The 24,863-nt window shown below is 55.8% G+C and carries 27 protein-coding genes; 12 read left to right on the plus strand and 15 right to left on the minus strand.

The genetic code is table 11. The features are described from left to right. Positions 1–26 precede the first annotated feature (26 nt). Genes H8K04_15535 through H8K04_15555 form a run of 5 tightly spaced genes read right to left on the minus strand, consistent with a single transcriptional unit; the run spans position 27 to position 3,633 of the window. Positions 27–455: a VOC family protein gene (locus H8K04_15535; GenBank protein ID UVT15212.1), complete on the minus strand. Its 429-nt coding sequence runs from the start codon at positions 453–455 to the stop codon at positions 27–29. 45 nt (positions 456–500) lie between these two features. Further along, positions 501–1,178, minus strand: coding sequence for an ankyrin repeat domain-containing protein (locus tag H8K04_15540; protein ID UVT15213.1), 678 nt, complete (start codon positions 1,176–1,178; stop codon positions 501–503). Between the two features lie 42 nt (positions 1,179–1,220). Continuing rightward, complete coding sequence (locus H8K04_15545) at positions 1,221–1,883, minus strand: DsbA family oxidoreductase (protein UVT15214.1); 663 nt, start codon at positions 1,881–1,883, stop codon at positions 1,221–1,223. Then, positions 1,880–2,764: a pirin family protein gene (locus tag H8K04_15550; GenBank protein ID UVT15215.1), complete on the minus strand. Its 885-nt coding sequence runs from the start codon at positions 2,762–2,764 to the stop codon at positions 1,880–1,882. Before H8K04_15550 ends, H8K04_15545 begins: the two co-directional genes overlap by 4 nt. 11 nt (positions 2,765–2,775) lie before the next feature. Further along, the gene (locus tag H8K04_15555) at positions 2,776–3,633 is read right to left on the minus strand and encodes an NmrA family NAD(P)-binding protein (protein ID UVT15216.1); all 858 of its coding nucleotides are present in this window, start codon (positions 3,631–3,633) and stop codon (positions 2,776–2,778) included. 318 nt (positions 3,634–3,951) lie between these two features. Here H8K04_15555 and H8K04_15560 point away from each other — a divergent pair, with 318 nt between their 5' ends. Then, positions 3,952–4,443, plus strand: coding sequence for a hypothetical protein (locus H8K04_15560; GenBank protein UVT15217.1), 492 nt, complete (start codon positions 3,952–3,954; stop codon positions 4,441–4,443). A 28-nt stretch (positions 4,444–4,471) separates the two neighbouring features. Here the strand turns inward: H8K04_15560 and H8K04_15565 are convergent, their stop codons facing one another. The 6 genes from H8K04_15565 to H8K04_15590 form a co-directional block, all read right to left on the minus strand. Beyond that, positions 4,472–4,906 carry a hypothetical protein gene (locus H8K04_15565; GenBank protein UVT15218.1) on the minus strand — a complete coding sequence of 145 codons (435 nt, stop codon included), beginning with the start codon at positions 4,904–4,906 and terminating at the stop codon, positions 4,472–4,474. A gap of 381 nt (positions 4,907–5,287) precedes the next feature. Beyond that, complete coding sequence (locus tag H8K04_15570; protein ID UVT15219.1) at positions 5,288–5,719, minus strand: hypothetical protein; 432 nt, start codon at positions 5,717–5,719, stop codon at positions 5,288–5,290. Beyond that, positions 5,716–6,024: a DUF167 domain-containing protein gene (locus tag H8K04_15575; GenBank protein UVT18011.1), complete on the minus strand. Its 309-nt coding sequence runs from the start codon at positions 6,022–6,024 to the stop codon at positions 5,716–5,718. The genes H8K04_15570 and H8K04_15575 overlap by 4 nt, the downstream gene beginning before the upstream one ends. 32 nt (positions 6,025–6,056) lie before the next feature. Next, the gene (locus tag H8K04_15580) at positions 6,057–6,872 is read right to left on the minus strand and encodes a CbbQ/NirQ/NorQ/GpvN family protein (protein UVT15220.1); all 816 of its coding nucleotides are present in this window, start codon (positions 6,870–6,872) and stop codon (positions 6,057–6,059) included. A 117-nt stretch (positions 6,873–6,989) separates the two neighbouring features. Then, positions 6,990–10,121 carry a PAS domain S-box protein gene (locus H8K04_15585; GenBank protein UVT15221.1) on the minus strand — a complete coding sequence of 1,044 codons (3,132 nt, stop codon included), beginning with the start codon at positions 10,119–10,121 and terminating at the stop codon, positions 6,990–6,992. Then, entirely contained in the window at positions 10,118–11,608 is a 1,491-nt protein-coding gene (locus H8K04_15590) for a DUF2156 domain-containing protein (GenBank protein UVT15222.1), read from the minus strand. The genes H8K04_15585 and H8K04_15590 overlap by 4 nt, the downstream gene beginning before the upstream one ends. Positions 11,609–11,730: 122 nt before the next feature. Between H8K04_15590 and H8K04_15595 the strand changes: the two genes are divergently transcribed. The 8 genes from H8K04_15595 to H8K04_15630 all read left to right on the plus strand — a co-directional run bounded on the left by H8K04_15595 (position 11,731) and on the right by H8K04_15630 (position 18,702). Then, entirely contained in the window at positions 11,731–13,287 is a 1,557-nt protein-coding gene (locus H8K04_15595) for a hypothetical protein (protein ID UVT15223.1), read from the plus strand. Positions 13,288–13,359: 72 nt separating this feature from the next. Next, positions 13,360–13,698 carry a glutathione S-transferase N-terminal domain-containing protein gene (locus tag H8K04_15600; protein UVT15224.1) on the plus strand — a complete coding sequence of 113 codons (339 nt, stop codon included), beginning with the start codon at positions 13,360–13,362 and terminating at the stop codon, positions 13,696–13,698. Between the two features lie 17 nt (positions 13,699–13,715). Then, positions 13,716–14,909, plus strand: coding sequence for a KamA family radical SAM protein (locus H8K04_15605; protein UVT15225.1), 1,194 nt, complete (start codon positions 13,716–13,718; stop codon positions 14,907–14,909). Then, the gene (locus tag H8K04_15610) at positions 14,906–16,063 is read left to right on the plus strand and encodes a 2'-deoxycytidine 5'-triphosphate deaminase (GenBank protein UVT15226.1); all 1,158 of its coding nucleotides are present in this window, start codon (positions 14,906–14,908) and stop codon (positions 16,061–16,063) included. Before H8K04_15605 ends, H8K04_15610 begins: the two co-directional genes overlap by 4 nt. A 2-nt stretch (positions 16,064–16,065) precedes the next feature. Next, positions 16,066–16,479, plus strand: coding sequence for a hypothetical protein (locus H8K04_15615; protein ID UVT15227.1), 414 nt, complete (start codon positions 16,066–16,068; stop codon positions 16,477–16,479). Between the two features lie 119 nt (positions 16,480–16,598). Further along, on the plus strand, positions 16,599–17,372 hold the full coding sequence (locus H8K04_15620; protein ID UVT15228.1) for a TIGR04282 family arsenosugar biosynthesis glycosyltransferase: 774 nt from the start codon (positions 16,599–16,601) through the stop codon (positions 17,370–17,372). A 33-nt stretch (positions 17,373–17,405) separates the two neighbouring features. Continuing rightward, entirely contained in the window at positions 17,406–18,140 is a 735-nt protein-coding gene (locus tag H8K04_15625) for an SDR family oxidoreductase (protein UVT15229.1), read from the plus strand. A 157-nt stretch (positions 18,141–18,297) separates the two neighbouring features. Further along, positions 18,298–18,702 carry a hypothetical protein gene (locus H8K04_15630; protein UVT15230.1) on the plus strand — a complete coding sequence of 135 codons (405 nt, stop codon included), beginning with the start codon at positions 18,298–18,300 and terminating at the stop codon, positions 18,700–18,702. 85 nt (positions 18,703–18,787) lie between these two features. Here the strand turns inward: H8K04_15630 and H8K04_15635 are convergent, their stop codons facing one another. After that, positions 18,788–19,267, minus strand: a complete 480-nt coding sequence (locus H8K04_15635; GenBank protein ID UVT15231.1) for a tautomerase family protein — start codon at positions 19,265–19,267, stop codon at positions 18,788–18,790. Positions 19,268–19,584: 317 nt separating this feature from the next. Here H8K04_15635 and H8K04_15640 point away from each other — a divergent pair, with 317 nt between their 5' ends. Further along, positions 19,585–20,034: a winged helix-turn-helix transcriptional regulator gene (locus H8K04_15640; GenBank protein UVT15232.1), complete on the plus strand. Its 450-nt coding sequence runs from the start codon at positions 19,585–19,587 to the stop codon at positions 20,032–20,034. A 73-nt stretch (positions 20,035–20,107) separates the two neighbouring features. Here H8K04_15640 and H8K04_15645 read toward each other — a convergent pair whose 3' ends face one another. From H8K04_15645 to H8K04_15655, 3 genes are all read right to left on the minus strand, one after another. Beyond that, positions 20,108–20,872, minus strand: a complete 765-nt coding sequence (locus tag H8K04_15645) for an alpha/beta hydrolase (protein ID UVT15233.1) — start codon at positions 20,870–20,872, stop codon at positions 20,108–20,110. Positions 20,873–20,948: 76 nt separating this feature from the next. Next, positions 20,949–22,835: a DUF4105 domain-containing protein gene (locus tag H8K04_15650; protein ID UVT18012.1), complete on the minus strand. Its 1,887-nt coding sequence runs from the start codon at positions 22,833–22,835 to the stop codon at positions 20,949–20,951. 81 nt (positions 22,836–22,916) lie between these two features. After that, the gene (locus tag H8K04_15655) at positions 22,917–23,426 is read right to left on the minus strand and encodes a DUF3015 domain-containing protein (GenBank protein ID UVT15234.1); all 510 of its coding nucleotides are present in this window, start codon (positions 23,424–23,426) and stop codon (positions 22,917–22,919) included. A 347-nt stretch (positions 23,427–23,773) separates the two neighbouring features. Here H8K04_15655 and H8K04_15660 point away from each other — a divergent pair, with 347 nt between their 5' ends. Both H8K04_15660 and H8K04_15665 read left to right on the plus strand, forming a co-directional pair. Then, positions 23,774–24,094 (plus strand): hypothetical protein, encoded by a 321-nt coding sequence (locus H8K04_15660; GenBank protein ID UVT15235.1) that lies wholly within the window; start codon positions 23,774–23,776, stop codon positions 24,092–24,094. 187 nt (positions 24,095–24,281) lie between these two features. Continuing rightward, a complete protein-coding gene (locus tag H8K04_15665) occupies positions 24,282–24,833 on the plus strand; it encodes an outer membrane beta-barrel protein (GenBank protein ID UVT15236.1) in 552 nt (183 codons plus the stop codon). Positions 24,834–24,863: the final 30 nt, after the last annotated feature.

Raw genomic sequence — 24,863 nt, forward strand, 5'->3', positions numbered from 1 at the left:
TGTTGGAACCTCTGAGATGGCATCTGCTAGCCCCTTCTCTTTTTCTTTGACGCGAAGACAAGCCCGGTTTTCTGCACTTCTTGGTAAGGCAGAAGCCATACCAACGATTCATCGCTGAGATCCCCAACCTGAATACGATTGCCCCAAGGATCTCGAAAGTCGCAGCGGAAATTCGGCTGGAGTTTCAGCTTGTACTTGTTGGTCAGCTTACGTCGCACCTCTTCAATCTGCTCCGCATCGCGGACCATGAGACCGAAGTGCTTCGTGCGGTCCGGCTGAAGCGTATCCACTTCGAAAATAGCCATGAATTGGTGTTCGCCGAGTTTGCACCATGCGGCTCCCTCGCCGCCTCTCAGCATTTTCAGACCGAATACATCCGAGTAGAACTTCACCGCTTTCTTGGCATCGGTAACCTCGATCACGACGTGATTGCAGCCATACACCTGCACCGCCATGCAGATCCTCCCTTATGGTCCAAGAACCCCAGGCTCCTATCTCCGCTATCGGGCACCGCCCGACTCCAGTATACGGACGATCTCATTGAACCCTTTTCGCCGGGCATGCTGTAGTGGTGTGACCCCTTGGCCATCCGGGAGATTCAGATTGGCCTTGGCGGATACCAGCAAACGCACGATCTCCTGGTGTCTCGGTCCACCATCGCTGAGCACGATCGCTTCCAAGAGCGCCGTCCAACCCAACTTGTTGACATGATCGATGTCGATATCCGTCTTGAGCAGAGCTTCAACCGTTTCGACGTGTCCGCGCTCACAGGCCGGGATCAGCGCCGTCCCGCCAAACCGGTTATAGACGTTGAAATTCGGACCGGCCTGTAGCGTGAGCTTGAGAATTTCGAGATAGCCGTTGGCGCCTGCCAGGAGCAGCGGGCTATCGAGCTTGTCGTCCTGCGCATTGACATCCGCGCCGGCGCCAATCAGCAGTTTGGCGCTTTCGATATGATTGTGCGCAGTGGCCGCAAGTAACGGCGTACGCCTATGGGCATCGCGAACACGAACGTCGGCTCCGCCCTCCAACAGCCGTCGCACGGTTGGGACGTCGTCATGCTCTGCCGCGACAATCAACGCACGATCGTCTGCGGCCTTTCCGCCTTGGCCATGAGTATCAGCAGCGGCGGCGGCAAGCGTCACACACACGAACCCGATTTTTTGCAGTGCGGTCATTGCTCACACAACCAGTTTGGCCCCATTGTGAAGAGGACGCGATCATCTCCGGTGTGGCTCACCCTCCACACGATCGGCTTTTCCCCGTTGAAAGGCCGAAAGAAATACTTCAGGCGGTTGTGCACCGGAGATTCCGTACATTCCATCGACGACGAAGTAAGGCACTCCTCGAATACCCAACCGGTGACCAATCGATTCTTCGGCTTTGACCTCAGCGGCTCCCGCTTCGCCCACGAGAAACTCGCCCGCTCGTAGTCCTGCCCGATCGGCCAACTCTTCTAAGGTCGACGGAGAGCCTATATCGAGACCTTCTTCGAAATATCCTTTAAATAGTTGATCGACCACCGCGTCCTGGTGGCCCTGTGCCCCGGAATACCAAATCAACCGATGGGCCAAGAGAGTGTTCGGTGTTCTCCCAATCTTCTCAAAGGCAAACGGTATCTCTTCCTGATTTCCAGCCTTCAACAGGCGCTGTTCCATCTCCCTAAATCTATCCAGGCTGCCGAACTTGGTTTGAAGGTATATCGTTCGATCCATCCCGTTCTTTGGCATAGTCGGATTCAATTGAAACGGCTTCCATTTCACGTCCACCGGGGACTCATCACCCCATTCCTTGAGCGCCCGTTCGAGCCGTCGCTTGCCGACATAGCACCAGGGGCAGATGACATCGGAATACACCTCGATCCGGAGAGTCTGATCGGTCACGATAAGTGCCCCATCCTGCCGGCTTGGTAATCCTCCACCGCCTGAACGAGTTCGGCTTTCGTATTCATGACAAAGGGGCCATACCGCGCGACCGGTTCATCGATGGGAACTCCACCCATGACCAGAAGCCGACTTTCTGCCTGCGCATCGATTGTCACCAGAGAGCCATTGCGCGCGCAGACAATCAATTCCGATTCTCCTGCCTCGCGCGATCCGTTCACTGAGGCTTGGCCTTGCAAAACAAAGATCAAGGTGTTGTGCCGCTCCGGCAGGTTGAGCTCGATCCGACCACGAGCGACCAGATGCAGATCATAGAGCTCGATCGGCGTAAAGGTACGGGCCGGCCCTTTTCGACCTTGAAATGACCCTGCAATGACCCGGAGCTGTCCAGCCCCACCATCCAATTCGATGACTGGAATATCTGTATTGAGAATCTCCTGGTACCCTGGTGCCGACATTTTCTCGGCACGCGGCAGATTCACCCATAACTGGATGGCCTGCAAAGTCCCACCTTCCTTGGCCCACTTTTTTTCATGCATCTCCTCATGCACGACGCCTGACGCTGCCGTCATCCACTGGACATCGCCCCGCCGGATCACGCCGGCATTTCCGGCCGAATCTCGATGGGCCACGACACCCTCATAGATGATTGTGACTGTTTCAAACCCTCGATGCGGATGTTCCCCCACCCCTCGAGGATGATCGGTGGACGGAAAATGCTGGGGCCCGGCGTAATCCAGCAGGAGAAACGGGCTGACCTCTCGATCGAGATCGTTGCTCGGAAAAAGATTCCGCACGGGAAATCCGTCGCCGACCATGTGAGTTGAGCCGGGTTGATAGACACCCACGACTTCCTTGTTAGCCACCGTTCCTATTGTCATGACAGCCTCCTCTACACCATCCCCCGTAACGCTTCCGACAAGGTGATCGTTCCACGCACAAGCTTGCCGGGCTCCTCATACCTGATCGTTCCGTTCGAAAAGGCGGCGTACATCTCCTCGAATAACTTCGCTGCCTCGTCAGAAAACCCAAACGATGTGAACGTCGGCACAACGGCGCTCAAAGGCGCGTGTTGGGCCGTCACTCTTTTCCCCAGAATGTGACCAAGCGCTTCCGCCACCTGATTCGGACTGTACTCTTCCGGGCCGGCCATTTCCACGATCCGCTTGCCATACCCCCCGGCGATCAGTTGTTCCGCAGCAACCCGACCGATATCTTTGGTTGAAATCATCGGAATCTTTACCTCAGGCGCAAGGAACGTCGGCAAGATTCCCTCTGTCTTTGCTGCACCGATGACAGGTGCCCAGTTCTCCATAAAGTAGCCAGGGCGGAGAATGGTCAGACGTTTGGCGCTACAACCGAACACGTGCTCACCATAACTCGCGGTTCGAATCGGGCCGGTCGCTCCCGTGATGTGTCCACCGACCGATGACAGAAATACAATATGGTCAACCCCACTTTGCTCAACGGCTTGCGCCGCGCGTTCAACCCTCGTTCGTCGTTCAGTCACCCAGGCCTCCGCACCATAGTTTGGCGGCACCATCACATACACTCCGTTCGCCCCTTCCAGTCCCTTGCTCAACGCAGACACATCGTCGAGAGACGCAACAGCAACCTCCGCCCCTTTCGCGTTCCAGCCGACCCCCTTCTCAACCGAGCGAACGATCACCCGCACCGGTTGTTTCTTGCTGAGTAATGTCTCCACAACAGCCGATCCCGTATTTCCAGTGGCGCCGATCACAACAAACATTATGAACCCTCCTCTTCTTGCTGAGCAGTCAAGCGATCGTACTTATCATGCATCATGGCGTCACGATTTTGAGTTGTAAATCTCCACACCACCCTGCCAAGAGTGACCGCATCTTCATAGCAAGAATGTCTTGGCAAATCGCGTTCCACTGAAACAACGTACATGTGCAAATCTCCGATGCCGCTGAAATTAGTGAGGATTGGTTGTGTTCGAACCTGGATTTGAGAAAATGGAGAGGACGCGGATCAGTGGCGAAGTAGCGGCACCGTGCCGAATGGTCGGCTCCTGTGGAAAATCACCCTCAGCGAGAGACTCATCATGACGGCGTATGACTTTCGAGCTTGTCTGCCAATCCTCATCGCAATCACCGCGTGGGTGTTCTTCCCACATTCAGAAGCCGCATCGGATGACTTACGTCAGTCTTCACGAGTCGGAGCATTGAGAATTCCACTCATCTCTTACGAACGGATTCCGATCGCCACGGTCTTAGCGCATCCGGATCGTTATCAGATGAGAGAGATCAGGTTGACCGGAATCGTCACGGCCATTCAGACAGAGACCGTCACCAATAGGCTGATCTGCGGACGAGCATATGAACGGACGACACTCACCGTTGAGGATGACAGTGGACAGATCGAGATTATCGATCAAGGAGCATGTGGCAGGAATGTCAGTTCGCTGAAAGCGCCTATGCTGGAGGTGGGTCAACAGATCGATTTGCTGGTACTGATCGTCATTTCAGCGAGTTCTACCTCTGCCGGTTCATCGGTGGAAGCGACGATCCGCTTTTTAGATCTGGCCAGAAACTGACAGTCATCATGCCTCACATCGTTGCACGTTACTCCCAACCGCTGACCTCATAGCCTTTCTCTTTCAGGCAGCGGGCGACGGCATCAGCGTACGGAGGTTCCGGTTCGAGCGGTTTAAACGTCCCTCCGGCCAAACCGACGACCAACCCCAGACCGCTGCCGGCGGCAGCTCCAATCGCGATTCCCGCTAATCCACCGACAATCCCGGCGGACGCGCCAACCGCACCGCCAAGCGTCAGCCCGAGCACGGCCCCGGTCGCGGCATTCGCGCTTTGGTTTGTCCCGGCTCGCAATCCAGTTTCTTCAACTTTCTTTCGGCAGGATTCAATCTCTTGTTGGGCCATCTGCCGGCCATACAAATTAAGCTGCTTATTAGACCGCAAGATCGGCTGTGGCCCAGCGCAGGCGGCCAGGCTTATCAGTGCCACATACACAACGAGACGATGCCATGACCGATTGACCACAAACATCCCTTCGAGCGGGGTTTTTCCTTTTCATCACTTCTCACCCTTTGGAGAAAATGTCGAGGTTTTTTCGATTGCGCACATCGTCCCGTCGCTGCTCCCCTCCCCATCCCTTCTCTCTCAGCGGGGATGGGGGGCACTCAACCGCGCGCCTTGTCCGAGCACATTTCTCCTCATATCCCTTTCCCACTCAGATTGGTGTCGAGGTCGTTTCCATTGCGCGCATCCAATAATGACGGTTCCTTGTCTTCACTTTTCTATCTCTACGGCTGCGTACGAGAGGAATTCCTTCTGCGTGTGCTGACCGACCACCGCCCATAATCACGATTCTGATTGAATCTCCGCGTGCCGAAACGCTCCCGCCCATCCCCTCCGCTCCCTTCACTGCCACCCTGTCACTTCATATCCTTTCTCCTGCAAGCATCGGTTGACGAAATTCGTGTACGCCTGGTTAGGTTGCGAAGGACCGGCAGCGTGGAACAAACCGGTCAGAAGGCCCCAGACCGCTCCGCTCGCGGCACCGATCATCGATCCGCGCCCTACTCCCCAGAAAATCGCTCCGCCCACTGCTCCGCTTGCAGCCCCGACTCCGGCGCCGACAGCCGTATTCGTTACCACGCGCCCCCCCTTGCCTCCACCGCCCTCTTCCGCTCCAGCCGACTCTGCCAATTGCCGACAGGCTTCAATATCGTGGTCAGCCGCCTCTTTTCCCATCCTCTCCAAATGCGCGTTGGGATAGAGCACTGGGCGCGCGCTGGAACAAGCCGAGAGCATCAATACGGCGATCGCGGCGCCTATTCGTAATCCGTTCATATCTGCTCCGCTCCTTTCCCGCCCCGTGGCAGCAACCGAGCCAACAGCACCCGGGCCGGAACCCCTTTCACGCACAGTCGCTTGTGCCGAGACTGAGCTCCCGCCTGAACGCGCACGTTCGCACGTGGGACCGCACAGCGATCGGCAATGAACCGGATCAGTTCCTCGTTGGCGGCGCCGTCAATCGGACGAGCGGCCAGCCGGATCTTCACCGCATCGCCGTGCATGCCGACACATTCGGTAACCGGAGCGTTGGGTTGGACACGCACGGTGAGGAGCGCGCCGCGCTCACTGTCCCGTACGATGACAGGAAGGGAATCCACAAGAATCGATGGATTCAAAAGATGGCTTTGACAAATTCCAGTATGGTGCGTTGCATGTCCGCATCATCGGTAATCGGACGTGCGACGGCGACATCACAGGCCCGTTCCGGCGGCACGCCTTGCTTGATCAGTGTGCCGGCATAGATCAAGAGTCTGGTGCTGACTCCCTCCTCCAACCCATGATTTCTGAGGTTACGCACTTTTCTGCCGAGCTTGACGAGATTCCCGGCAATCACAGACTCCACACCTGCCTCACGCTGAACCACAATTGTTTCGATCTCAGGCGCGGGGTAGTCGAATTCAATCGCCAGAAATCGTTGTTTCGTGCTTTGTTTCAGATCTTTGAGGACACTTTGATACCCCGGGTTATAGGAGATCACCAACATGAAATCGTCGGCCGCTTCCAGGATTTGGCCTTTTTTCTCGATCGGCAGCACCCGCCGGTCATCACTGAGAGGATGGATGATGACGGTAGTGTCTTTCCGGGCTTCCACCACCTCGTCAAGATAGACAATGGCCCCATGCTTCACGCCGATCGTCAGCGGTCCATCCATCCAGACCGTATCCTGTCCCTTGAGAAGATAGCGACCGACCAAGTCGGACGCAGTGAGATCCTCGTGACACGCGACGGTGATCAGCGGCCGGCCGAGCTTATAGGCCATGTATTGGACAAAGCGGGTTTTCCCGCAGCCGGTCGGTCCCTTGAGCATGACCGGCAGCTTTTTCTCGGCCGCAATGGTGAACAGACCGACCTCTCCGGCGACTTCGGCATAAAACGGCTCCTGGGCGATGCGATAGTCTGCCACGTCGATTTCGCGTATCTGTTGCATCACCGCATCATTCCTGGTCGTGACATGAACCTGTTCAGCTGACCACAGCAGGCTTCAAGCACCGCAACAATAAACGGAACAAACCGCGAAGATCAAGCGATAGGAGGGCCTGGCAATCTAGGCAACCTTCTTCCCGTCGAGGACTTCACGAACTTTTTGCGTGAGGATATTCGGTGTGAATGGTTTCTGGAGAAACGCCGTATCTCGTTTCACTCCTCCTTGCGCGAACACCGGATGATCGGGATAGCCAGACATATACAAAACTTTGATCTCCGGCCGCACAACCGTCAGTTTTTCCGCAACCTCAGGCCCGCTCATCTGCGGCATCGCGACGTCGGTCAGCAACAAATGAATCGGGCCCATGTGCTTCGCGCCGGTCAGGAGCGCTTCGATCCCATGACGCGCCACTAAGACCTCATACCCGCTCAGGCGAAGGGCATCCTGCACAAGCCCACGAACCGACGGGTCGTCTTCAACGACGAGGATCGTTTCTCGTCCGATGGCTCGGCCTACGTTTCCGCTGCCGACCGGCACGGCCTGCGCGGCCTCTTCGACTCTCGGGAAAAAGATCTTGCAGGTGGTTCCCAACCCCAGTTTGCTCTCAATCCCGATCGTTCCACCGCTTTGCTTCACGATACCGTACACGGTAGACAATCCGAGCCCCGTCCCCTTCCCCTTCTCTTTCGTGGTAAAAAACGGCTCAAATAAATGCGATTGGGTTTCTTCGCTCATGCCCTGTCCCGTATCCCGGATCGCCAAGAGCACGTAAGATCCTTGATCGAGCATCATCGTTTCGCGCCGAGGGCCTTTCCCGATCGTGACGTTTCGGGTCTCGATCGTCACCTTACCTCCCGTCGGCATGGCATCCCGAGCGTTGACGGCAAGATTCATGATCACCTGCTCGATCTGCCCCGGATCGGCCTTGATCGATCCCAATTTCGTTTGGAGGTCGGCGCAGAGTTCAATGATGTCCTCACCCAACAATCGCCGGAGCATGCCGTCCATGTTCATGACAATCGCGTTCAGGTCGACAACCTTCGTGGCCACGAACTGCCGTCGGCTGAAGGCCAGCAGCTGGCTGGTGAGTCCGGCAGCCCGGTCGGCGGCTTTTTTCACTTCTTCCATTTCGCGTCGCGAAGCATCGCCCTGCGCCAAGCGGCTGAGGATCAGCTCGCTATACCCACGGATCACAGTCAGCAGATTGTTAAAGTCATGGGCGACGCCGCCGGCAAGGCGTCCCACAGCCTCCATCTTCTGCGCCTGGCGCAATTGCGCCTCGGTCTGGCGCAACGCTTCCTCGGCTCTGGTGCGTTCCCCGAACTGCCCGATTTTGAGGGCGACATCGGCGATCATGCTCAGCAGTTCCCCATCCGGCTCGCGTATCTGATGGGTGAAGAACTCGATGACGCCCTCGATCTCACCTCCGATACGAATGGGAAACCCAAAGGCTCCGTGAAGCCCCGTCTTGGCCGCGAGATCCGCTCGCACAAAGGTGGAATCGAGCGCTACATCTCTGATCCACACCGGTCGTCCGCATTCCCAAATCCGACCCGGCAACCCTATCCCTGGCTTAAAGCTCTGACCCTGATCCATTGCCACGAACTCATCGGCACAGATCGCCCCTGTTTGCCAATGATGGAGACACCGTAATGTCCCCGTGTGTTTGTCCACTCGCCAAAAGACACCCAGATCCCATTCAAGACTCTCTCCGACGGCTTCAATGATTCTTGGGACCGCTTCCTCGATCGTCACGGCCTCGGAGAGCACGCGCGTGACCGCATACTGCGAGGCAAGGCGACGTTCCGCCCAGCGGCGGTCCGTGATGTCGCGGACGAAGGCGCTGAACATATACGTTTCGCCGATGCGCGCCGGCGAGACGGCGAGCTCAACAGGGAACTCGTGACCATCTTTGTGGCGGGCAGCAATCTCAATCCGCCGATTCAGCACGGGACCGACCCCGCTCCTAAGATACTCCCGGATCCCGTGAGCGTGGGCCTCTCGATCGCGTTCAGGGATGATGGTTTCTGAAAGCAATTTCCCAAGCGCTTCGTCGCGGGTCCACCCAAATATAGCCGTGGCCTGGGCGTTCCACTCCGTCACGATCCCGGCAGCATCGATGGTAATCACTCCATCGAGCGCCGTATCGACGATTGCTCGATTCCGTTCCTCACTTTGCCGCAACGCTGCTTCCGCGGCTCTCGCCCATGCGCTTTCCTGTTGGGCTTGGCGATATTCTGCGCGCAATCGCGCCGTCGTCCACAGCAGGAACACGACCAAGGCCAACCAGACGATGATACCGACTGTCCCGATCTTCCACAGCACGGATCGGATCGGGTGGAGCACATCGTCGCGATCCATGCGCATCAACACCGTCCAGTTGAGGCCGGGAAAATCCCTGAACCCCTTGGACGAGGCAAAGCCGGTGACAGCCCGGACATGCCGCCGCAGGTGATCTTCTTCGAGGAATCCGGTCCGGCCGTCCCGGCTCACCACGGCGGAGGGCAGCCCCATCTCCCGCAGATTCACGTTGCCCTTGTAGGCCAAGTCGGAATCCACGAAAGCGTCACCGTGTCGGGTGATCATCTGATATTCAACCGCCCCCACAAACCCTGCACGGAGTTCCAGGGATCGGATCGTCCGGAGGGCGATCTCTTCGACCGTAGTCACCGCGATCCGGCTGATCACTACGCCCAGGAAGTTGCCTTCCGGGTCGAGCATCGGCGCGGTGAAGGCCACCGTTTCGATCCCATTGTCCGCCTGATGGCCCCCGACATCGTCGGCTACAATTTTCCGATCCACCCGAGCAGACTGAAACCACTCGTTCTTGCTGAAATCTTGCCCGACCAGTGAGCTTTCCGTGGAAGCCGTCATGATGCCTTGTCGGTTTGTCACCCCCAACCAGGCATAGACCGGTACGTAGCTCAATTTGATCGACTTGAGGTAGTTCGTCAGGTAAGGCTGGTCGGCGATATGATTGGCCAGCGCCCGGGCTATCATCCGGGTATCGCCGTAGCGCTCGTATAGCAGTTGATCCAGTTTGTCCGACACACAGGCCGCCGCCAGCATCAGCTCTTCTCCGGAGGCGGCGACGAGTCGACGCTCGACGGCACCAAAAAGAATGATGCCGTTCCCCAGCGCGAACACGCTGATCCAGACGATCAGAAATGTGAGCCAGCTATACCGGTGGGGTGTGCCTCCCGCTTGTGCCTCCACTTGCACATCCGGTGGCGAAGCCTTCGGCAATGTCATCGTAGAAAATCCGTCATGGTCCAATTTTCAATGACGGCCATGGGGCGATATCCCAGCTTAGCCCTGCGCAGCCCGGGAAGGCCTGCATCGTCCATGGCATTGATATAGACAGCCCCTTTGGCCATCGCGGTTCGACAGGTTTCGCGAAAAACCCACTGAGCGAGACCTGGGATCGAACGATCCGCAACTTCCAACAAGATGGCCCAGGTGTGAGGAGTCAGCCAGTAACCGAACGTATACGCTGCAATGTCATGGTTGATTTTGGCCACTGTACCCGACAGCCCAATTTGCTCATGTTCTCGCAAGACACGAGCATGGGCGGCTTCGGCATCCTCCAACAGCAGCTTCCCCACGCGATCGAGATTCCCCTGACGTTTTTGGTCGGCCCACCGTCGATGCAGGAGCGCGCAATCACCTCCATATTCAGCACGATACGGTTCGATCGCGATGGCGTGGTCTCGGCCGGCTCGATTGCAAAGCCCCCGTTGGGATTTATAGTGGTCTCCTGCCATTGCAGCAAGCGCAGCGGCGGAGTACAGATAGTCCCCATCCTTCTTCCTGAACGAAACCCCGTCGCGTTCCAAGAGGCGTTTTTGTGACTCCGTCACGTTTTCGATTCGACTCACCGGCGACCGCCCATTCCACTGATGCATCAATGCAAAGGCTTGATCGACGGCCTGATCCAAAGGACCCGCCCCGAGCGGTGGCAGCAGCATGAACCACCCGTCTGGAGATTTCGCGAAGAGAAACAACGTATCATTGGATTCCATCCACCATGACGGGAGTAGCGACGTCCATATGTAGTGGTACGGGAATGCGAAGGCGGCCGGCGAGTCATGGCGGAGCACCTGAGCTCGTTCGATCGCCTCCTTGATACACGGCGCGTCCGAGGCCGTCAATGATCGGAGGCGAGAATCAATTCGCCTTGGTGCGAGACGGGCGGTCAGGTGAGAAAGTGTCCTGAGAACGACCACATCATCCTGAAAGGGGCCAATCAGACGAGGGTGAGCAACAATCCTCTCAACAATGGGGTCTGACTCCAAGAAAGTTGCCGCATGCTCGGCATAGACGCGAATCGCATCTGACGACTCTTCGCGCATAAAGGGGCACTTGGTATCCCAGCCAAGAAGGATTTCCTGTCCCGAGGCATCCCACATCAGTGCCAGCGGATAGAGTTGACAATCCAACGGGCGCACGTCGTAGATTCCACACCGGCCGGACGCTCCATCAAAAGCAGGACAGAGATAGCCCTCACCTGCCGAATTCTCGACGAGATTGACCTGCGTGCCGGACTTGTCGGGAAAGAACGAATCGGACACTCCATGCCTCACGGCATCGGCGATTTCTTGGCGCGTAAAGTATGGGCGCAAAAAACTGTCCGCTTCCGGAAAACGGCAGCAGACATCACAGCGTAAACACGTTGAATCAGGCACCAACTGGGGCAGCGTCCTCATAAGAAGTTTGGAATCCAATGTAATGAGATTCATCGGCTTCCAATCATACGACGCAAGCCGAAAGGTAGCAAGGATGGTTCGTTTCCGATCAACGCTCTCCGTACCTCCGCGCCTCACGTTTGCACCCGAGAAAGTCGCGGACCCCTTGTCCGCCCATGCGCTACGTGCTAGCATTTGAATTTTTAAATCATCCGACGCCGCATTTCCGCTTTGCCGGAATATCCAAGGATCTTTTATTGGCACAGACCGAAGCCATCTGCCAGACGCTCTCCACCGAGGCTGCGCGCGATCGCTGTGCCGCCATCCGCACGCAGCTGTCTCTTACCAATCTGTTTGGAGCTCCATCCACCGCTCCCCCTAAAGAAACAGCCTCAGACGTATCGGCGGTCAATTCCTGGCGAATCAGCCCCTGCCCGTTTTTCCTGTCTTCTGATCAGCTGCAGTTCTTCACACAATTGGGGCCGCAACTCCTGTCGTTCTATCGAGGGCTGAATCGGCTTTACAACGAGAGCGTCAAAGAAATTCAACCGGGCTGGGTCGCCGGCTACTTGGATCAGGGCAAACCGGAAGCATTGGTTCAGTACGGCCGGATGAAACGATTTCGGGACACATTGCCCGCCGTCATCCGGCCGGATATCATTCCGACCCAAGACGGCATGGTCATTACCGAGCTCGATTCAGTTCCAGGGGGTATCGGGCTCACCGCCTGTCTCTCCCGCATCTATCACGACCTTGACGGAGATCGCTCCCAGATCATCGGCGGACGGGACGGCATGGTACGGGGCTTTGCCCGCATGCTGCGATCCTATCGTGATCAGCGTGAGGGATGCATTGCAATTCTGGTCTCTGAAGAATCCAAAGACTATCGGCCGGAAATGTCTTGGCTGGCCGCTCAACTCCGCGAAGACGGAATTTCCGCTTGGTGCGTCGAACCACGGGACATTCGATTTACGGAAGACGGGCTTCGGCTCCAGACCGACGGTAGCGAGCACCCCATCAGCGTGGTCTACCGCTTTTACGAATTGTTCGACCTTCTGAACATTCCCAAAGCCGAGCTCATCCAATATGCCGCCAAGAAAGGGGTGGTCTCCATCACACCACCCTACAAGCCGGCCCTGGAGGAAAAATCCGCCTTTGCGCTGCTCCACCATCCCATGCTTCGGCCTTTCTGGGAAAAGGAGCTCGGAGCCGACGGCATGCTCCATTTGAGTGCGATCCTGCCGAAGACCTGGATTCTTGATCCAACCCCGCTTCCCGCCATCGCGACGATTCCCGACTTGCATGTGGGAACCCGCCCAGTGGCAAATTGGGGTGCTCTCGAGACGGCGACGCAGAAAGAGCGGCATTTCGTCCTCAAGCCTTCCGGATTTTCCGAATTGGCGTGGGGAAGCCGTGGCGTCTCGATCGGGCACGACATGCCGCAGTCCGAATGGACGCAAGCGCTTCGCGAAGCGCTTGGATCCTTTTCGAGGACACCCTATATTTTGCAAGAATTTCATAAGGGGCGATTGTTTGAGATGAACTTTATGGACGAGGACCGAGGCACGATTGCACCTCTGTCAGGCCGAGCGAGACTCTCTCCCTACTATTTTGTCTCAGAGGGGAGGACAGAACTCGCCGGTATTCTCGCGACGATCTGCCCTTCAGATAAAAAAATTCTTCATGGCATGAAGGACGCGATCATGGCTCCCTGCGCCCTTCTTCCCGACTGATGCATTCCCGGACGATAAACCTCAAAAATGGGCGTTTCACTTTCCGGCTTTTCCTGGTAGCCTTATACGATTGTGACACTCACGCTTTTCCATGTTGATTGGTGTCCGGAGTGCGACGTCGTCCGCGACAAGCTGGCCGAGTTGGGAGTGGCGTATGAAGCTGTCGTCGTGCCCGACAGCAGACGAATGCGGACGCAAGTCTACGATGCGTCCGGTCAGTATTATGTGCCGGTCATCAAGGACGGAGATCTCGTTCTGACGGAAACCGCAGACATTCTGGCCTATCTGGATGAGCGATACGGAGCCCGCGCCGAAGGGTCCGCATCATCGACACAGTTTCAGTCGCAGGCCCGAACGACGCCCGACGCGTCGGGCCCGGACGACGAATTCCCTTCTTGCAGGATCAACTGATCACCAAAGGACGATTCATGGAAGACTGGAGACAAGTCCTAGCCGAAAGTATCGTAAAGGCCAAAGATCTGGCGGATCGGTTCGGCCTCGACGAGAAGGAGGTGGAAGCGATCGTCGGCCCGTATCCCATGCGGATCACGCCGACCGTACTCGAGACGATCAAATCACCGGGGGATGCCATCTGGAAACAGGTGATCCCTGACGCGGCGGAGTTGGACGACCTTGAAGCCGACGATGATCCGCTCGAAGAAGACCTCATGAGCCCGGTACCCCATCTCGTGCACCGCTATCCGGACCGGGTACTGCTCATGGTCACCAACCAATGTCCGATCTACTGCCGGTTCTGCACCAGGAAACGGTTGGTCGGCAAACCTGGGTTCCTCAAGAAGGGCGAATTGGACCGCGCCATCCAGTATCTTCGCGAACACACGGAGGTGCGCGACGTCATTCTCTCGGGCGGTGACCCGCTGTTGCTCCCTGATCATCTGCTCGAACGTGTGCTGAAAGCGCTTCGGACGATTCCGCACTTGGAGCTCATACGGATTGGGTCACGAGTCCCCGGAACGTTGCCACAACGGATCACGCCGAAGCTCTGTGAGTTAGTAAAACAGTACCATCCGATCTATATGAACCTACACTTCAACCATCCCGACGAACTCACCCCTGAAGTCAAAGCGGCCTGTGGCAGGCTTGCAGATGCCGGCGTTCCGTTGGGCGCCCAAACAGTTCTCCTCAAAGGGGTGAACGACGATCCGGAAATCATGAAACGTCTCGTCCATCAACTGCTCCTGGCACGGGTGAAACCCTACTACCTGTATCAAGCGGACCTGACGAAGGGCACCAATCATTTCCGAACCACGGTCGAAACTGGGTTGAATATTATCAAGGCCCTGCAAGGGCACACGAGTGGAATGGCCGTGCCTCATTTTGTGATCGATGCGCCCGGCGGCGGAGGAAAGATCCCTTTATTGCCGAACAATTACTTGGTACATCTTGATAAAGACGGCGCGCTTCTCCGTAATTACGAGAACAAATCATTCCACTATCCGCAGCCCAAGGCTGAGCACGGGCGCGAACTTCCGATGCTTGATGCGCGATCATCGCGTGATGATGCAGAAGAGGCCTATGTGGCCTGCGGTGATAGTTACCCTGATCGCGATGGCTATGCCGCCTGGGGCAACAGCTGCGGCGGAGATTCGGACGACCTGTGACAACTCATTCACGCCGCGCCGGCATTCTTCCCTATCAAGACATCAAACGCCTGATCGCGAATAAAGCCATCAGTGCATCTCCCGCAGTTGAAGACAGGCAGATCCAACCGGCCAGCCTTGATCTCCGTCTGGGCCGTAAAGCCTATCGGCTTATCAGCAGCTTCTTGCCGGAACTCTCGGCCATTTCCTCCAGATTGAATGTGCTGGATTTCTATCAATCGGACCTCGTGATGTACGAGATGGACCTGACCGACGGTGCCATTCTGGAAAAGGGCCATGTCTATCTCGTTCCGTTGCTGGAGCAGCTGGCTCTGCCGCAAACAATTCGTGCACGGGCAAACCCCAAAAGCACGACGGGTCGTCTGGATGTGTTCACCCGTGTGGTCACCGATCTCACCGCCGGATTTGATGAAATCCGGGCCGGCTACCAGGGCCGGCTCTTCCTGGAAGTGGTTCCTCGCTCGTTTGCCATCAAGGTGCGCACTGGGCAGTCGCTGAACCAAATCCGATTTGTCTGTGGCGAGTCTACCGTTTCGGACCGAACTCTTCAGACACTTCATCGGAGCACACCGTTGCTGTATCACAATGTGCCCTCCGATAAGATTATCGGCAGCAGAGGCTTTCGCGCCGAACGGGGTTTGTTCCTCCGCATCGATCTGAAAGGCACGGATCAAGCCGACTCCCGTGTGATCGGATACCGCGCGAAAAAGAACAGCCACGTGATCGACCTTGCCAAAGTCGGCCACTATGCGGCGGCCGATTTTTGGGAACCCCTCCATCGTCATCGCCATGACAGTTTGCTATTGGAGCCGGAAGAGTTCTATATCCTTGCTTCGAAGGAGCGCATCTGCGTGCCGGCCGGCTATGCTGCTGAAATGGTCGCCTATGAAGCAGCCTGTGGAGAGCTGCGGACCCACTATGCCGGTTTCTTTGACCCAGGCTTCGGCTATGGGTCGAAAGGAGAGATCAAAGGCACACAAGTCGTGCTGGAGGTCCGCCCCCACGACGTGCCATTCTTGATCCATGACGGACAGACTTTTTTCAAGGTCGTCTATGACAAGATGATGGGGCTGCCGACACAACTCTACGGATCATTACTGGGATCATCCTATCAACAACAAACGTTGACGCTCAGCAAGCATTTCAAAGTCTGATCATGACTCCATCCGATCTGCCACCACATCAAGATGAGTCGCTGAAGCCGTCGCCTCCGACCGAACCGGGCGAGCAAGATGGGGGGAGCGATCACCAAGTGCATGTCATCGGCTTGATGGTCGGCACGGCGTTGATGTTTATCGGCTTTCTCAATGTGTTTCTGTCCATCAGCGGCGGCTTCGAAATCAATGTCGTCCCGTTTCTCATTTATTTCTGCGGCTTGACGATATGGGCGAATGCGGCCATCGAAACTCCGACCATCCGTTACGGAGTCATGGGCCTTGCGATCGCGTTGGCCTTGGGCCTTTTTCAGTATGGGGAAGTTCTGTTTTGGCATAAGCAGGTCATCTTCTGGGCAACCATCATCATTGTCATGTACTTCATGTTCGTCGAGCCCAAGAAACCTACAACGTGATCTCCTCGATGACGTTTTCCGTCATCATTCCAACTCTGAACGAAGAAAGTACACTCACCCGGACTCCGGCATGACCATCGGCCTCGGACGTTCACGACATGATCAGTGAGTAGAAACGAATGCCGAACCCTCGTCTCAGCACTCAGCCCGCATCGTCCGCTCAGCGAGACGAGCATCCGACGCTCCGTACCGCATTGGTGATATTCGCCAAGGCACCGATTCCCGGCCAGGTAATGACGCGCCTCTGTCCGCCGCTCATTGCCGACGAAGCGGCTACCCTGCACGGCAGTTTCGTACTCGACACACTCGAACGGACAAAGGCCGCGGTCGGGAAACTGCCGATCGAACGCTATCTAGCCTGTGCGCCATCTTCCACCCACGTGTTTTTCAAAATTCTGGAGGAGCGGCACGGTGTGAAGTTGATCGACCAAGTCGGCCACGACCTCGGTACACGTATGAACCAGACTGTTGCAACACTATTCGCCGGAGGATACCGGCGGGTCATCGTTATCGGGACGGACGTGCCGACACTTCCGCTCGACCGTTTCAAACAGGCCCTGACCCTGCTGGAACATCACGATGTCGCGCTCGGTCCCACCTTCGATGGAGGTTATTATCTCATCGGCCTAAATCAGACATGCCCCGAGCTCTTCGCTGATATTCCCTGGTCGTCTGAGCACGTGCTCGGATTCACCCAAGAGAAAGCGGCCACGCTTGGACTTCAGACCGTCTTGATCGAGCCCTGGCGTGCGGTCGATACTTTTGACGATCTTCAAGCCCTCATCAAGGCCAGCATCGCTGACGGCAAGAAACCCAAGAATGATCGGGTTTTTTCAAGTCGTACCACCGGCGTGTTGCAACTACTCGCCAAACGACTGAGTTTAAGAGCATAATGCGCGAGGTCTTCATCGGCCAAAGGTATTCATATGGATGAACGTGTGGCACTCATTACCGGAGGGGCCAAAGGCATTGGACGAGGTATCGCGCTCGACCTCGCCGCCCGCCGTTGGAAGATTGCCTTCTGCTATCGGAGCAGCGAAGCAGCGGCACAGGAAACGGCACAGGACATTACGCGGCAAGGAGGACAGGCCCTGGCGATTCGCTGCGATGTTTCAGACCCCATAGCCGCCAAGAATCTGGCAGCGCAGGTAGAAAACCACTGGGGGCGGATCGACGTTCTGATCAACGGAGCCGGTCCTTATCACCGAGTGAACATTTTCGACGAGACGGTCGAGGGGTGGAACGAGATGTTCGACGGCAATCTGCACCCTATTTTCTATCTTGTGCAGGCTGTGGCGCCAGGCATGAAGGCCCGCAAGGCCGGCCGGATCATCAGCTTCAGTATGGCGAATGCAGACCAGATGGAAGCGCAGGCCGATGTGACCGCCCACTATATCGCCAAAGCCGGAGTGCTCATCCTCACGCGCACGTTGGCCAAACTATTGGCGCCATATGGCATTACTGTCAATGCCATCTCGCCGGGCTTCATCGACTCGGGCAGCGCGCCACCGCAGGAACTTGCAGCCATGACCAAGCGCATTCCGGCCGGCTACATCGGTACGGTTGAGGACACCGTTGCAGCTGTCCGTTACCTGCTCAGCGAGGACGCACGGTATGTGAATGGTGCGAATATTCAAATTAGCGGGGCGTGGGGGATATAGAGGGTAGAACGACACCCAGGTTAGTTCCTTGCTCTCTGAGCGCGCACTCGGAATAATCATATTCGGTGAAGGGCTGTGCTCGCTCAATGTGCGCAGGGGAACCAACCTGGCTGCCGTTCTTTGGCGAGAAGAGAGTTTAGGAAAGGGAGGGCTGCCGATGAAATCGGAACAGGAACGTGAAGCTCATCGCCGATTTGTTCAGGCGCTCCAACATGAGCATCTGACGTGTACCAAACCCGACTGCGGGGGAGCGATGGCGATCACCGATCATACTCCGCACAGCGCCCGCATTAAGACCTACGAAGCGGCCTGCGAACGTTGTCACACAATTGAGAAGATCACCGGCAAGGAAGAACACCAGCCGTCGTGGGACGTGGCCTCCATCACTTTGATGGCGGAAACGCATCTCCTTCATGAACAACCGGCGTGTCCCTACGACGATACACCCATCACGTTCATTTCCTTACCCAATCCTCGCCGCAAAGCCCGATATCGTCTCTTGTGCTACTACTGCGGCCGCCACACTGAAATGAACTGGCCGCCACCGGAAGCGAAACGGTAACGGATACCTGCAGCTAGCAACGTGGTCCAAGGGAGATGGCGATGCCAGGTTGACCATCCATCTCCCTTGAAACCATAGTTTGAGTCTACCGGTCCGCAATGCCTGGGGTGAGGACCAAGTTGATCGGAAGCTTCTCGTCCAGCGTATATGCGCTAGCTCTGTTTTCCTTTACCCATCGCTTCTCCGCCACAGACTCGAAGGGGGCAGGCAACTCCCCTTGAAGCGACCACAGGTCAAAGGGTGTTTCATCGATGGATATCTCCCAGTCATAGCCTCTGTCCTTCACAAAGGGAGCAATCACTTTATCCAGTGTCTTGATCCACCATTCTCTCAGAATCGGACCGGGCAGTGTCCTGGCAATTTGATCGACCTTGAATCGCACAAATCGGTCGTGCGGTTCGCCGCCTACAAAGCAGGACCCCTTGGGCACTTCCTCGAAGATATGGACGACATAGAACTTCGGGAGGGGAATGCTTGCGTACACCTCTGTGATGCGCTTTGCCATTTCCCTTTTGTCCTCTGCCGTATACGCTCCCGCCGGATGGTAGACTTTCCACAATGGCATCGTTCGTCCCTCCTCATCTGTTAGGCACATGATGTGCCAGCCTGGCCACGTAATTGCTATCCTGTCGCCTCTCCAATTATGCAGGTCGCTCACTTATTGATGATGTCTCCTCAACCGAGAGCTGTTCTTTCCTGACAAGAACTCTAGCCATTGCCCGCTTACAAATTGTGACGTCTCTCCTATATATGGGCATATGCCCCTATATATCACCGTGTAATTCCCGTGTCAAACTCTTTATGTCGAAGATGATTCAGTCATATAATGGTGTCGTATGTTTAGGCCGGCTTAGATAGAGCATCGATTGACGCGTATGAACGATGACTGATCATCTGCCGTTTCAATCTCTCTGCTACTGCGCTGAATTACGAAAAGCCGCGCGTCGCGTCTCACTCATCTATGACGCTCGACTGAGAGCGAGTGGGCTCAGAACGAGTCAGTTTTCTTTACTTGCTGAGATTGCCAGAGACCGTCCTGCACCTCCGACCATGAATGAACTCTCAAGTTATCTGGTGATGGATCGCTCAACGCTGGGACATAATCTGCGTCCTCTTCTACGTAAGGGACTTGTGGCCTTACAACAGGACGCCACCGATGCCAGGACGCGTCGCGTCACGCTGACGGCGAAGGGAACCGCTAAGTTAAAGGCGACGAAGAAACTGTGGCTAAAGGCGCAGCAGGAATATGAGCAAGCATTGGGAGAAGGAGAAGCCGTATCACTCAGGACTACGCTCCACAAATTATGTAGATCGAGACTCCTTAAAAGTTGAACTCACGCGAGCGCCATTCTTTCCGCACGAGAAAAGTTGATGACGGAAACGTCACTCTTACTCGCCTTCTGAGCTAAGCTGACAGGACTTGTTTGATGAATTCTCCGAGCCGGCGGAGGTAGGCCGTCCCGCCCACTGCATACGTGTCGTTGTGGTCGGCCCCTTGAATCACATACCATTCTTTGGGTGGTTTAGCAGCGTCGAACACTTGGCGTCCCAATTCAATGGGGATGATGTCATCCTTGTCCCCGTGAATGATCAGCTTCGGCAGTGAGAGATACGGCAGGCGATCGATCAACCGAAATTCCGCCCCAAGGAACCAATGCATCGGCAAACCGCTGTAATGAAATTTAGCCACAGCCTCTATAGAAGGAAACGACGACTCGAGAATCAATGCTGAGGCAGGTCGTTGGGCCGCAAGGTCACCTGCCACGGAAGCCCCAAGCGATCGTCCAAACAAGACGACTCGCTCAGGGCGAATCTTCCTGGTTCGCGTGAGATAGTCGTACGCTCCGCTCGCATCTTCGTAGAGCCCTTTTTCACTGGGGCGGATATTCTGGCTCTTCCCGTAACCTCGGTAGTCGAACAAAAGCACGGACAACCCCATCTGGTACAGGAGCCTGAGATTATCAAGGCGGTTGATGATATTCCCCGCATTGCCGTGACACCAGAGCAGCACAGGACGGTCGGCTGCTGCCTCGACATACCAGCCGAACAGTTGAACACCGTTGGATGATTGAAACCGCACGTCCTCGAGCGGCAACCCGCTCTGCCGTGCCCAATCGCGATCTTGCCAAGGTTCCGGATGATAGACGAAGAATTGATCGAGGATGCTCACGGAAGGAGCATAGCGGAACCGCCTTGGAGAAGAAAGCGTTCTCTCCGCATCACCTGCATGAGCTCAATTCATTGAATCAGAAAAATCTTTGGACGCTGAATAGGACGTCATTGTCGCGATCGCGATGATTATATTCCAGCCTCATCGACCAATTGCGGGCCAATGTGAAGCGCGATCCGACATACCATCGAAAATCGTCGGATTGATCTCCCAACGGATACTTCAAATACGACCCCGTCGCCATAAGTTTCCAACGCTCCGTGACATCAGCCAACATCCCAACCGTTGCTCCACCTCCAACTCGATGCATCTCATCATAGGCCTTGCTGACGTTCGCCTCTACTTCCGCAAAGGCGAACAGCACTTCCCGTTTCAGCACGCGAAATTCCTTCGCTCCTCCGATGCCGCCGTTGAAGAAACCGTTGCTGCACAGTTGACAATCGTTGTGGCGAATCGTGTTCATACCGATGTTTAGTTTCCATGAAGGTGCGTGAAAGACAGAATCCATCGGGGAAAGCGAGAGGAGATTCAGCAACGTGGCCCGTTCTACCCGTGTCTGATCCGCACGGTTGTAGTGCCGTACCGTGATGGAAGCCATTTCAATTTGCGCATCGGGAGTATAGCCGACCTCAGGATCCAGCAGAGTGTGATAGCCTCCTCGAAACGTCGCTTCTTCAAAGGTATCGTTATTCCGCCAGCCTCCCCCGATCGCAGCCTGTAACATCTTGTGGCCAAGTTCGGGCTGTCTCGCAAAGGGGCGCACGGTAAACTCCTCGGACGGGATGCGGAGCTGACTGCGGGCTGTCAGAACCGCTCGGTTTCGCTCCTTCCATTCTGGCTTCTGAGAGTCCGTCGTCTCAATCCGATAACGCAGATAATCTGACGCCAGATCCAGCACAAATGCCTGTTTCGCAGGAACCAATCGGGTGAACGTCGGCGAGGTCAACTCACCAAGATCCTGTGTGATCCGGTGGGCCAGATCTCGCTCCGCAGGAAGCAAGGACTCTCGCTTTCGCTTGATGACGGTACTACGGGAAGGGCGATAGGTGATATTCGATACCAAGCCTGGCTTTGATACAATCAACCTCACGGTGTCAGCTGGAACAGTCCAAAACATGAACTCGTCGGTCAAATGCAAGTCGGGGTCGGCATAATCCAACAGCGCAAGCAGATGGTAAGAGCAATTCTCCTTGAAGAAAAAATAGTCGAAGTACGCATTCCCAAGTTCCCACGCATGCATCAAGAATCGCCGCAGCTGGTTTTCCGTGAGGTTCAGGCGATATTCCCAAATATCCCGGTTCTCGATGTCCCGATACTGCTGCACCTTGAGATAATACGGAATCGTCGAAAAGTACCCCTTATAGCTTCCGAAGATACCTCGAATAGGATAAGCAAGGCCGGCGCCGGGAGGTACGTCGGCTGCATAGTTGATCGTATAGGCAAGGATACGGGTCTGCTCGGTCTGCCCCTTCTGGTCGACGCGAAACAGCGTATGGCCGAACATCGACGCCGGATTATTAAGGAAGGCCGAAGGAAAGATCAGGGAAATAGATTGAACCTCGAAATCTTCGTACCATCGATCAAACCGCTCGCAGGCGAGAGGCGGAAGACGGGTCGAATCAAACCTCAGTAGCTCCTTGAGCCAGTGGTAGCGAGCGATGAAGGCACATTGAGCCGGCTGTCGAGAACGACCGACCAGTTCGTTGGAAAAGAATTGTGTAAGGGTAGCCGCGAGTTCGGCAGAAGGATCGGTCTTTCCTTGAGAGGATAAGAAAAATCCTTGATCATCCTGTTCACTCTCATATCCTCCAAAGATTCCCTTGCGGTAGTGCAACAACAGATGCCATTCACGCCGATCCGCAAGTCTCTCTTGCCCAGCTTGATCGATCAATTGCGCGAGATATTGCTCATGATCTGATTGTTGCGCACTGGAAGGAAATGGAGCGAATAACGAGACGAGCAGCGCAAGAAGGGGAACCAACACGGTGTAAGACGAGACAACAAGGGCTCTGGCATCTCTGCCAGAGCCCTTGCAATACCTTAGTTAGCGTACCGATGCTTGTGCGAGGACTGGATGGCCCGCAATGGCATCATTGAGAGATTTCACCAATGCTACCGGAGAAGCTTCTCCAGCTTGTACCAGAGAGGTATACCGCTCCTGAGTCATGGCAAAGAACTGTGCATGGCGCTCAGCCGGCACACCCATCAGAGTCGCGAGTGAGGCCAAGTGTTCGCCCTGTCCCTGAGCCATCTCCGCCGTGAGGGCATCGAAGTTCAGCGATGCGAACATCGTCGTCTTGTGCTCGCTCATGATCTTGCCATCGTTGGTGCATCCGGAGGTGCCAAAACTGATGCCGAACGTCTGGCTGCCAAACGTACCGTTCGTGGTTGCTTGCAGCACCTGAGGGGCAATTTCCTTCTGGCCCTTATACTCACCCCACGCCAGTTTCCCCAGCCCGCAGCCCGGACCGGTGTCTGGATTTGCCGCCATTGCCAGACCCGCCTGGGCGCCGAACAATACGGCGATAGACAATAAGAGCACTTTCTTCGACATAAGTCCTCCTCCGTTAGAATTGATTAAGTACCCACTGACATTGTGATATTGCCAAGACACCGACCCGAAGTATAACCGAATTCATCTCTGATGTTGATAAAAAATTTCTCGCTCCGAAGTCATCCAGCCCACCGAAGTGAGGGCAATGATTATAGACAAATCACGTGAGCGCAACAACTTTTTCTTCGCACCGTCCTTTCTTCCTCCACTCAATCCATGTGCCATGTAAACACCGGCTCAATTCCAAATTGACGGATGCCCCATGCATCACTATACTCCGCAGAGGTGATTGCTCTGCTTTCCAAACAATCACAGGGTTTATCAAACTTTTTTCATCAGGAGGATCTATGAAGCAAATGCACCTATTACTTGCCCTCGCAGCGCTCGTCGGGCTCACCTCGGCAGGCTGTCAGATCGTCGCCTCTCCGTTGGCGGGCGGCATCTACAATGAAACCAAGTACGGCGATGTCGCGACCACCGCGACGGCCGCCACCAAAGAGGGCAAGGCCTGCGGCACCTCGATTCTGGGCTGGGTTGCAACCGGTGATGCCAGTGTCCAAGCTGCCAAGACAGCCGGAGGCATCAGTGCCGTGGCTTCGGTCGACCACTCGGCCAAGAACATTTTGGGCATTTTCGGTGAATGGTGCACAATCGTTCGTGGTAGCTGATCTGCACTCATAAGAAGCAATGGAAAGGGCCTTCTGGAATACTTCCGGAAGGCCCTTTCATTTTCTGCCATTTCTCATTCCGTGAACCGTGAGATTGGACTTCGCTGCGAGATTCATCGGTCTGCCCAGTTTGCTGTTCTGGTGTCTGTGCGTAACTGAGATAGCCTTGCCGGCCGAGTTCGGAGACGTGGAATTGAGTGCATATGCCATGGGCAGTTGGCCGCGCGACGAAGATATCTTCAACCAAGGGACGACAGGACCGGGTTCAATCGGACAAGGGTTCGGCGCCGGGTTGAAAGCGGGACTTTTTCCTGCAGCGTTGCATCGAGTCGTCGGTCTCGAAATCGATTCCAACATACACAGCAGCAGCCTCTCATTTCCAAATATTGCAGATGGACAAGATCAAGGGTCAGGCCGCTCAGACCTCCTCGTGATCAAGACAACGTTTAATGTAGTACTACGCTACCCAGGCGAGTTCGTGCGTCCATACGTCGGGGGAGGCATAGGATGGGCCACAGGCGTGCTTCTCAATCCAAACATCGCCGGACGCGACGATACGGATTTTGGTTCGGCCCGTGCCTTAGGGCATCAGTTTCTTGGCGGTGTCCAAGTCCTTCTCAGCCCCAAAATCTTCGTGTTTGCCGAATACCGATATTTCTCGGCCGACTACCACTGGGAGGGCCTGGCTGTCGACTTTCGAGAACACAACAGCTTAGCTGGTGTTGGATTGCGTTTTTGATCTGCGCAGCTGTCAGCTTTGCGCGGACAC

It is taken from the genome of Nitrospira sp., assembly GCA_024760525.1.
Lineage (GTDB): Bacteria > Nitrospirota > Nitrospiria > Nitrospirales > Nitrospiraceae > Nitrospira_D.

What these genes read in the sequence shown, in the direction of transcription:
- H8K04_15535 (UVT15212.1), bottom strand. Translation starts at nt 455, where the DNA reads ATGGCGGTGCAGGTGTATGGCTGCAATCACGTCGTGATCGAGGTTACC.
- H8K04_15540 (UVT15213.1), bottom strand. Translation starts at nt 1,178, where the DNA reads ATGACCGCACTGCAAAAAATCGGGTTCGTGTGTGTGACGCTTGCCGCC.
- H8K04_15550 (UVT15215.1), bottom strand. Translation starts at nt 2,764, where the DNA reads ATGACAATAGGAACGGTGGCTAACAAGGAAGTCGTGGGTGTCTATCAA.
- H8K04_15555 (UVT15216.1), bottom strand. Translation starts at nt 3,633, where the DNA reads ATGTTTGTTGTGATCGGCGCCACTGGAAATACGGGATCGGCTGTTGTG.
- H8K04_15560 (UVT15217.1), top strand. Translation starts at nt 3,952, where the DNA reads ATGACGGCGTATGACTTTCGAGCTTGTCTGCCAATCCTCATCGCAATC.
- H8K04_15570 (UVT15219.1), bottom strand. Translation starts at nt 5,719, where the DNA reads ATGAACGGATTACGAATAGGCGCCGCGATCGCCGTATTGATGCTCTCG.
- H8K04_15580 (UVT15220.1), bottom strand. Translation starts at nt 6,872, where the DNA reads ATGCAACAGATACGCGAAATCGACGTGGCAGACTATCGCATCGCCCAG.
- H8K04_15585 (UVT15221.1), bottom strand. Translation starts at nt 10,121, where the DNA reads ATGACATTGCCGAAGGCTTCGCCACCGGATGTGCAAGTGGAGGCACAA.
- H8K04_15590 (UVT15222.1), bottom strand. Translation starts at nt 11,608, where the DNA reads ATGAATCTCATTACATTGGATTCCAAACTTCTTATGAGGACGCTGCCC.
- H8K04_15595 (UVT15223.1), top strand. Translation starts at nt 11,731, where the DNA reads ATGCGCTACGTGCTAGCATTTGAATTTTTAAATCATCCGACGCCGCAT.
- H8K04_15605 (UVT15225.1), top strand. Translation starts at nt 13,716, where the DNA reads ATGGAAGACTGGAGACAAGTCCTAGCCGAAAGTATCGTAAAGGCCAAA.
- H8K04_15615 (UVT15227.1), top strand. Translation starts at nt 16,066, where the DNA reads ATGACTCCATCCGATCTGCCACCACATCAAGATGAGTCGCTGAAGCCG.
- H8K04_15620 (UVT15228.1), top strand. Translation starts at nt 16,599, where the DNA reads ATGCCGAACCCTCGTCTCAGCACTCAGCCCGCATCGTCCGCTCAGCGA.
- H8K04_15625 (UVT15229.1), top strand. Translation starts at nt 17,406, where the DNA reads ATGGATGAACGTGTGGCACTCATTACCGGAGGGGCCAAAGGCATTGGA.
- H8K04_15630 (UVT15230.1), top strand. Translation starts at nt 18,298, where the DNA reads ATGAAATCGGAACAGGAACGTGAAGCTCATCGCCGATTTGTTCAGGCG.
- H8K04_15635 (UVT15231.1), bottom strand. Translation starts at nt 19,267, where the DNA reads ATGCCATTGTGGAAAGTCTACCATCCGGCGGGAGCGTATACGGCAGAG.
- H8K04_15640 (UVT15232.1), top strand. Translation starts at nt 19,585, where the DNA reads ATGACTGATCATCTGCCGTTTCAATCTCTCTGCTACTGCGCTGAATTA.
- H8K04_15655 (UVT15234.1), bottom strand. Translation starts at nt 23,426, where the DNA reads ATGTCGAAGAAAGTGCTCTTATTGTCTATCGCCGTATTGTTCGGCGCC.
- H8K04_15660 (UVT15235.1), top strand. Translation starts at nt 23,774, where the DNA reads ATGAAGCAAATGCACCTATTACTTGCCCTCGCAGCGCTCGTCGGGCTC.